Annotated in this window: 5 protein-coding genes and 2 pseudogenes; 2 read left to right on the top strand and 5 right to left on the bottom strand. The window is 45.9% G+C overall.

Features of this window, described 5'->3' with window-relative positions:
* A pseudogene (locus tag PX636_RS02180) lies at positions 1-93 on the bottom strand (transposase); the annotation flags it as partial.
* Between the two features lie 164 nt (positions 94-257).
* Complete coding sequence (locus PX636_RS02175; RefSeq protein WP_288116086.1) at positions 258-1,748, bottom strand: UDP-N-acetylmuramoyl-L-alanyl-D-glutamate--2,6-diaminopimelate ligase; 1,491 nt, start codon at positions 1,746-1,748, stop codon at positions 258-260.
* 312 nt (positions 1,749-2,060) lie between these two features.
* On the opposite strand from PX636_RS02175, the gene PX636_RS02170 reads away from it, so the two are divergent.
* Complete coding sequence (locus PX636_RS02170) at positions 2,061-2,807, top strand: DUF4079 domain-containing protein (protein WP_288116087.1); 747 nt, start codon at positions 2,061-2,063, stop codon at positions 2,805-2,807.
* Between the two features lie 40 nt (positions 2,808-2,847).
* Here the strand turns inward: PX636_RS02170 and PX636_RS02165 are convergent, their stop codons facing one another.
* Both PX636_RS02165 and PX636_RS22550 read right to left on the bottom strand, forming a co-directional pair.
* Positions 2,848-4,293, bottom strand: coding sequence for a hypothetical protein (locus tag PX636_RS02165; RefSeq protein ID WP_288116085.1), 1,446 nt, complete (start codon positions 4,291-4,293; stop codon positions 2,848-2,850).
* Positions 4,294-4,464: 171 nt separating this feature from the next.
* A pseudogene (locus tag PX636_RS22550) lies at positions 4,465-5,835 on the bottom strand (glycosyltransferase family 2 protein).
* Between the two features lie 470 nt (positions 5,836-6,305).
* Between PX636_RS22550 and PX636_RS02150 the strand changes: the two are divergent.
* On the top strand, positions 6,306-6,488 hold the full coding sequence (locus PX636_RS02150) for a hypothetical protein (RefSeq protein WP_002769951.1): 183 nt from the start codon (positions 6,306-6,308) through the stop codon (positions 6,486-6,488).
* 153 nt (positions 6,489-6,641) lie between these two features.
* On the opposite strand, the gene argJ is transcribed toward PX636_RS02150, so the two are convergent.
* Positions 6,642-7,883: a bifunctional ornithine acetyltransferase/N-acetylglutamate synthase gene (gene argJ, locus PX636_RS02145; protein ID WP_002796125.1), complete on the bottom strand. Its 1,242-nt coding sequence runs from the start codon at positions 7,881-7,883 to the stop codon at positions 6,642-6,644.
* Positions 7,884-8,098 lie beyond the last annotated feature (215 nt).

Genomic DNA, 8,098 nt, shown 5'->3' with positions numbered 1-8,098 from the left:
TTTATTCCGAACAAATTGGGTTGTCCGTATTGCTTCGTTAATGGCTTCTATCTGATTAGGTTTTGGCTTAACTTTGTATTCTAGTACAAACATCTTGACACTGCTCGATCGAGTATCAACATCTTAACACAAAATTCCTTAAGTTGACAATACATATTTAAGGTGGAGCCGCCCGACCCTGCGCGGGCATGGCGGGGCTTGTACCCAAATTTTCGGTCAACTAATGTTAGCTTTTCTTGACAATTAATCATCCCTAATCACTTTTTTACTTTCATCAAAGCGGCCCGGGCCTGTTCGCGGTCATCGAAATGGATTTTTTCCGTCCCCAAAATTTGATAGTCTTCGTGACCTTTACCGGCAATAATTACTCCGTCTCCCGGTTGCGCTGCTTGAATAGCGGTGTCAATGGCCAAAGCGCGATCGCTAATTACCTGAACAGTAATTTCTGGGGGAATGCCAGCGACGATATCCTGAAGGATTCGTTCGGGAGACTCTGTGCGGGGATTATCGGAGGTAACTATGGCTAAATCTGCTAATTCTGCCGCTATTTTACCCATTAACGGCCGTTTTGTCCGATCTCGATCGCCGCCACAACCAAAAACACAAATCATCCGACCAGAAATAAAGGGCCGGGAAGCTTTTAAAACATTCTCTAAACTGTCGGGAGTATGGGCATAATCAACAATGACGCTGATATCTTGGTCGGGAGCGATGCTAACCCGTTCCATCCGCCCCGGTACTCCTGAAAACTGGGGAATTTGACCGATTACTGTCCCTAAATCTACACCACATTCTAACACTGCTGCCACCGCCGCTAAGAGATTAGCCAGATTATATTGACCCACCAGAGGAGAAGCAAAGGCTATTTCCCCTTGGGGAGTCACCATCACCCCTTCCACTCCCGTGGGTTGATAGTGTAAATCTTTAGTATAAAAATCGGCACGAGCATCGCACACACTATAGGTTAAAACCTGTTGAGGAGAGAGGGAGGCCGCTAAACGTTGACCATAGGCATCATCAAGGTTAATAATCGCCTTACCTTGCAGATAATCGGGACTAAATAATTTAGCTTTAGCGGCAAAATAATCTTCCATATCGAGGTGATAATCGAGATGGTCTCTGGTGAGATTGGTAAACACCGTCACGGGAAAAGTACAACCCTGTACCCGTCCCTGGGCCAGTGCATGGGAACTAACTTCCATGACGGCGATTTCATTGCCGGCGCTCACCGCTTTGGCTAAACTAGCTTGTAACTCGTTAGCGAAAGGGGTGGTATGATTAGCGGTTTCTTGGAATCCTTGCCAACGGGTGTAAAGAGTCCCGAATAACGCGGTGGGAATCTCTGCTTGGCTGAGAAAATATTCAATTAAATGGGTGGTGGTGGTTTTGCCGTTGGTTCCCGTCACACCGATTAATTTTAGGGTTTGGGCAGGATAATGATAAAATTTAGCAGCGATCGCAGCAGTAGCAGTAACTAAATCTGCCACAACCATTACCGAAGCATCCTCCGGGGGGGGAAATTTAGCTGCGGCTGCCGGGGAGATAATCGCCGCTACGGCCCCGGTTTCCAAAGCGGAACGCCAAAATTCGCCCCCATCGACGCGAGTACCGGGTAAACCGATAAATAAATCTCCCGGTTGACAAGCATGGGAATTAGTGGAAATTCCTGTAATCTCGGTTTCTAAAGCGATAGGAGAAGAAATCGGGGCAACTGGAGTGATAGTTGTTAAAAGTTCTTGTAGTTTCATAGTCAGGATTGAATCTAGGGATTGCTGCTTTTAGATTAGCCGATTATCAAAGAGGTTCCTAGGCCGAAATGGGAAGTGGGGGTGTGGGGTGTGGGGTGTGGGGTGTGGGGTAGTGGGGTAGTGGGGTAGTGGGGAAGTGGGGAAATGGGGAAGCTGTCTCATCACCCTATCACCCCAAAACCCTATCACCCTATCACCCTATCACCCTATCTCCTGCCTTTTGCCTTTTGCCGACCGGCTCCTGATATCTGCGATAAGCTAAAAAAACAAGGCTATAGCTGGTCAACTGCTGACGATTTTCGGGATATTTATATGCAATTCGTCGATTTTCTGGCTCTCATTCATCCTGTCCTAGGGATAGTGGTCGTTTTCCCTATGATCGGCCTCGTAGTTAACTTTGCTTGGCAAACCCGTCAACGTCGCCTAGAAACCAATGCGGGAAATAAAAGTAAAATTCCCCCAGTGGTCGGGCCAGAACATCTACGCTTAGGCCGCTGGTTAACGGGTACAGTGGTAGGGGTTAACCTGTTAGCACTAGCTTACTCGGTCGTTTACGGTTTTAATGGTTTTGTCGATCAACAAAAAGATGGAAAATTAGACTCCTTTCAGGTCATTTTTGTGATTTTGATGTTTTTTGTCACCATTGCCTCTTTGGTCTGTCTCTACCGCGCTAGACAAGCTCTCTGGCGCGGAATTTTTGCCACCTTGACTGGCATGGGTTTAATTATTATCGGTTCTCAGGATGGGGTCTGGCGACTCTCTGACCAATGGTACTGGTCTCACTACTATATCGGCATGGCGGCATCATTACTGATGATTTTCTCTCTGGCAATTGTCGAAGATATCTATAAAGACCGTTCCCATCGTTGGCGCATCGCCCATACAATTCTCAATTGTATTGCTCTGGCTCTCTTTCTGGGACAAGCGATGACCGGTTCGAGGGATTTGCTGGAAATTCCCCTCAGTTGGCAAAAACCGACAATTTATCGCTGTGATTTCACCAATAAAACCTGTCCTGAACCGAAATCCTCAACCCCCCTCATCAATCCGATAAGTTAAACTTTTTTAGGGACTGGGAGAGGGTGAAGCAGTCGCGAAATTAATCACACTTAGATTCACCCGGAGGGGTATCGATGGGTTCCTCACACCAATTGGCAATCTTACCAAGTCGGGGAAATTGGGGTTTCAGGCCGTCGATTAATTCAGTCCATTCTACCATTTGAGTAACAGCTACAGCACCGCTATTTGAGGCACAGTCTGTAATTTCGCCCCAATTTTTACCCCAGGCAGCACCGAAGAAATTACGATCACCAGTGTTACCGAGGGAATAGTCAGGAGCAAAGATAAACGCTTGTAGTATTTGGTTTCCTGTCAGACAAATTTGCGGATTGGGGGAACCTAATCCATTATCGGCATAAATTTGTAGATTGCCCGGTTTACAGTCAGACTCACCAGCACAATTGTGTTCGATGGCACCTTGAATATTACCTCTAACATAGAAAACTACCCGTTCCCCCCGAGTAATGGTAATCTTATCGCCAACACTCAAGTTGATATTATTAACGATATACTCGTACACTTGTACGCTTTGACCGTTAATCGTGCGGGTAGTGGGTGTGTCTCCCGGTCTGGGAAAAGTTTGAGAAGTATTAAGTAGCGGAATGTTCTGACCAGAGGGAAGGCCGGTGGGAATCGGCGGTAAATTGGGGAAAAACACACCGACAAATTGTGCTTCGTAGTCGCGACTGGGTGCGGGTGTGGGCTGTTTAATCTTATCTTGTCTGTTATCGTTATCAATATCACATTCTGGCCACGCCACCTCCTCCACCACATCCCCTTCAAATTTAGCATCACCGTCCGCCGTTCCCTTACTTATCCATAAAGCTGGGACCGTGTTGCGGTTAAATGCGAGGGGAGGGGCATCAAGAATAGGGATAGTTACCACCACGCGGTTACGGGAGGCGGCATTGTCGTCACTATCTCTATTGATAGCAATGTTAGTCAGGTCTATTGCGGCACTTTTGCGGGAAAGTCCTTCGAGGGTGAGAACTCCCTGCCCGGACACAGGATTATAATCATATCCAACCACGCGATAATAACGATTATTACCGAGATCAACCCATCTATCTGCGCTCAAACCTCTTAATTCATCGATTTTTGCCGTCAAGGTAGCAGCATCGTTGGGATTACTACAGGAGGGGGCGGCGTCGACTAATTTTTTTAAATGTCTTTGTAAATTGGTACTGGGATTAGTAACCACTTCGGCGTTCTGCCAACAATCGCCACCAGGAGGACAATTCCTGTCAACCGTCGCCATAACTCGAACACTATTGAGTAGATCCTGCACGCGAGCCAGCCCCACTTCGGAACTTGTTAAACTATCAGCCCGGGCTTTTTGGGCAATTACTTTCGATTGGTCCCCTTGGGCGCGCATGATCATAGTCATTCCTGTCACCATCAGGATAAGTCCAATTAACACGGCAAGAGGCAAGGCAAACCCTTTTTCCTTATTAGCCATCAGGTGAAGACATAAACGATTGTTCATAAGCCAGTCCATCTAAGAATGGTTACTCTTACTATAATACTGTCAAGTTTTGGTCAAGTGACAACTGTGATAATACAGGAATAGCCATGTGAGTAAAATCACAGACAAAAGCCAGTTGATACGATAATCAGTCATTAATTTTTCGATAAGTATTTTCGATTTTTGACTGAACTAAAGGGCTGTTTTTCGATTCAGAATTGCCCGACAAATCAAGCCTATCCCCCGAAAAAAGCTGATAATTAACAACCAAAGGGATTGTAATTCTCCTGCCGTATTTTTCAGATCCCAGCGCTGGGGAAGACAGAATAAAAAAGTAATTAGTTTTCTCTGGTCTGATAGGCTAAGTGGCTGGAATTTAAGGGTTGCTTGCCAGATTTTTCCTCGTTTTTCTAGATTGACTAGATGAGACGATAGGCACAAATCTTCGCCTAAAATATCTAGGAGTAATTTTTCTGAGTAGATGGGTTCCCTCAGGTGAATTTCTGCCCCTATTTCTGAAAGTTTTTTCAGATTGCCCTGTCTAATTAGGGTCTGCTGAAAAAGTTTTTGCCGCAAACCCTAAATAACTTCATAACCTTTGGCAGAGATAGCAATTCCCGTGAAATAGTCTTCACTAATAGATTCTGTATTGAAGTAGTCCACTTCGTCTAATGCTTTTCTTCTGACAATAAAAGAAGTGCCAGCACAGACAGGACTACCCACCCCATCTTTAGCTGGTTGGATATGACGATAAAATAATTCTTCGTCGGGAGTAACGATATTTTCTAAACCTAAGTTATGGGCGATAGGATCAGCATTATAAAAGCTTTGGGGCGTTTGCACTAGGGCAATTTTAGGGTTTTGAAACCAGCCAACAGTTCTTTCTAAAAAGTGACGAAAAGGGATAAAATCTGCGTCAAAAACTACCACTAATTCCCCTTGTGTTTGTCTGAGAGCATGGTTTAAATTGCCTGCTTTAGCGTTTTTTCTATCCTCACGAGTTAGATAATGACAATTTAATTTTTCTGCCAATTGATGAATTTCTGCTCTCTGGGTATCATCGAGAATATAAATATTTTTATGAGGATAATTAAGGGCTTGACAACCAATAATAGTTCTTTTTAAGATGAAGGCTGGCTCATTATAGGTGGGAATCAAGATATCTACCGTGGGCAAATATTGTTTATTGATCACTGCTTGGCTATAAAAATCAGCTTCTTTGCGTCTATCTTTTGTGGTTAAGACTAAAACTAACTGAATTATGCTACCACTTAAAACTATCATCTCAATGCCTAAAAGCAGTAAACTAAAAAAGGTATTGAGAGGAGTAGAAAGATTTAAGGTGGCCAGAATTCTCCAGAGTAGATAGCGCAGGGTGATAGCGAGAGTGATAGAAATAATGACTAATCTTGACCAAACTTGCGGACGCGGAGAAAATAAAATGATTAACTGCGTAAAAATTAGCAGGATAACTGTGGGTAATAATAATTGATAGCTATGAGCAACCGTGGGAACTTTAATCCAAGCAAATGGATTAAAAAAATCTTCTACTAAGCCAAGGATTAATCGCTAAATATTGTGTTCTGGCCAAGATAATGATAAACTGACCATCATTAGCCCGCCGATCACTGCTAACATAATTAAGATAACTGATATTATCGCTAAAATCGACTTGAATACGGAGGAATACACTGGTTTTTGAGGGAACGGAAAAATCGACTCTTGGTTAGACATAAATCCCCTTCTGAGTAAATAAATCTAACTACATTTTACAATTCTTAACAAAAACCTGGGCATTGGGCAGCTTTCTCATACTTGGGAATGATACTAAATCGTTTTATGGGAAACCCTTGGAACGCATTTGCGGAGGTTCTACCTTGGAACGAGACAAATCGAACTTTAAAAACCCAGTTATGGATTGTTGCTCCCTACACCCTACCCCCCACACCCCACACCCTGTCTCACTTTCAATCTGCTTGTCACCCCGTCAGGAACATAGTATACTTTGGTTAACCGTGAGGAAAAATTAATCTATGATAGCCGTCAAAATCGCCGTTGTTAGCGCTCTCGTTTTAGTTGTGGTCAAATTCGTCGCTTCTGTTCTAGGCAAAGGCAATATACCCCTACTTAATCAGGCTGTCACCGTGATTTTAAGCCTTTTTATCGGTTTTGAGTTGATTCAACTAGGACAAGCGGTGATTGAAAAGATTAATTAAGGGTAATCGGCTCTCTTGGATGGTGTGTGATCAACAGGATTGATCGTCGAGATTGCCAGTATAGACTAGATGCTGCCGTCAACCTTTGGTCAAGCTGTTGCGATACAATCCAGCAAAGACAAGAGAGCCTGTTTACAGAACCGATCGATCGCTTTAGGTAGTGTACTCGGCGTTAATTTTGACGTAATCGTAACTAAGATCGCAACCCCAGGCCGTACCTGTTCCCGAACCGTTACCGATACAGATAGACATTAAAACGGTATCTTCTCGTAAATAAGCCCCGCTTGCTGCCGCTTTCAGGTAATTACTGGCACTAGCTCGATCGAACGCCAGAGGTTGGCCATTTTCCATCATCACGAAGTCGCCTAACTTAATTTGCAGATCCTCTTGATGGAAGACTATCCCGGCCCGGCCCGCGGCCGCCGCAATTCGTCCCCAGTTAGGATCTCGACCGAAAACCGCCGATTTTACCAAGGAAGAACCGGCAATGGTGCGAGCAATCTGACGAGCGGACTGATCATCGGCCGCCCCCGAAACCCGCACTTCCATTAAACAGGTGGCCCCTTCGCCATCCCGGGCGATCGCTTTCGCCAAGTATTGACAAACTTCCGTTAACATGGCCTCTAACTTTTGGGCATCCCGGCCCATTTCTGTGATGGCTGTGGTGCGCGATTGACCGTTAGCCAAGGCGATCAGACTGTCATTGGTACTGGTGTCCCCATCCACCGTGATCTGATTAAAACTTTTATTGGCCGCCCGACTTAACATATTTTGCCAGAGAACCGTCGATACTGCGGCATCACAGGTAATAAAGGAGAGCATCGTCGCCATATTCGGGTGAATCATCCCCGATCCCTTGGCAATTCCCCCAATTGTGACCGGACGACCCTCGATAGTGGTTTGCAAGGCGATCGATTTGGGGACTAGATCCGTGGTCATAATCGCCCGGGCCGTGCTTTCGCCACCATTTTCCGACAATAAACCCACTAAGGTCGGTAAAGCGGCGGTTAACGCATCCATGCGAATCCGTTGCCCGATGACTCCTGTAGAAGCCAGCAAAATTGCATCGGCGGGAATCCCTAAAACTTGGCTCAAGGCGGCGGCACTATCGAGGGCATCTTGCCATCCAGCTGCCCCCGTGGCGGCGTTTGCTTGGCCGGCATTACACAAAATCGCCCTGGCGCTGGCTTTAGTTTGTAGGCGTTGACGGCAATAATCGACGCAAGCGGCCCGCACTTGACTGGTGGTAAAGACTCCGGCGGCGATCGCTTCTGTTTCCGAGACAATTAGGGCTAAATCGGGCAAACCGGACGGTTTTAGCCCCGCGGCCATCCCTGCGGATTTAAATCCTTTTGGGGCCGTGATCCCCCCCTCTATTTCCTGCCAATCGGCCATTTTATCCCGTCTCCTACTCAAATTCGACACTCGATTTTGACTCTCCCCCGCTAACCGCTCGCGCGGTGTAGCGGGGGATTCTCGGTTCTTAGGCTTTTAACTAGATCGACCTGGTTTAACCCGGTCGATCCCCGTCAGATCGCCTCCGCGAGCGTTTTCTAACACGGTCAGTCCGACCGCATTTTTTCCTCGGTTCTCGATTACCTTTGCTGATG

This window comes from Microcystis sp. M53598_WE2, assembly GCF_030067735.1.
In the GTDB taxonomy this organism is placed as follows: domain Bacteria; phylum Cyanobacteriota; class Cyanobacteriia; order Cyanobacteriales; family Microcystaceae; genus Microcystis; species Microcystis aeruginosa.
Note: the sequence above shows the minus strand (reverse complement) of the source record. Positions and strands in the feature narration are given on the sequence as shown.

Excerpts from the sequence above, each read along its gene's own strand:
- PX636_RS02175 (WP_288116086.1), bottom strand. The coding sequence starts at position 1,748 with ATGAAACTACAAGAACTTTTAACAACTATCACTCCAGTTGCCCCGATT.
- PX636_RS02170 (WP_288116087.1), top strand. The coding sequence starts at position 2,061 with ATGCAATTCGTCGATTTTCTGGCTCTCATTCATCCTGTCCTAGGGATA.
- PX636_RS02165 (WP_288116085.1), bottom strand. The coding sequence starts at position 4,293 with ATGAACAATCGTTTATGTCTTCACCTGATGGCTAATAAGGAAAAAGGG.
- PX636_RS02150 (WP_002769951.1), top strand. The coding sequence starts at position 6,306 with ATGATAGCCGTCAAAATCGCCGTTGTTAGCGCTCTCGTTTTAGTTGTG.
- argJ (WP_002796125.1), bottom strand. The coding sequence starts at position 7,883 with ATGGCCGATTGGCAGGAAATAGAGGGGGGGATCACGGCCCCAAAAGGA.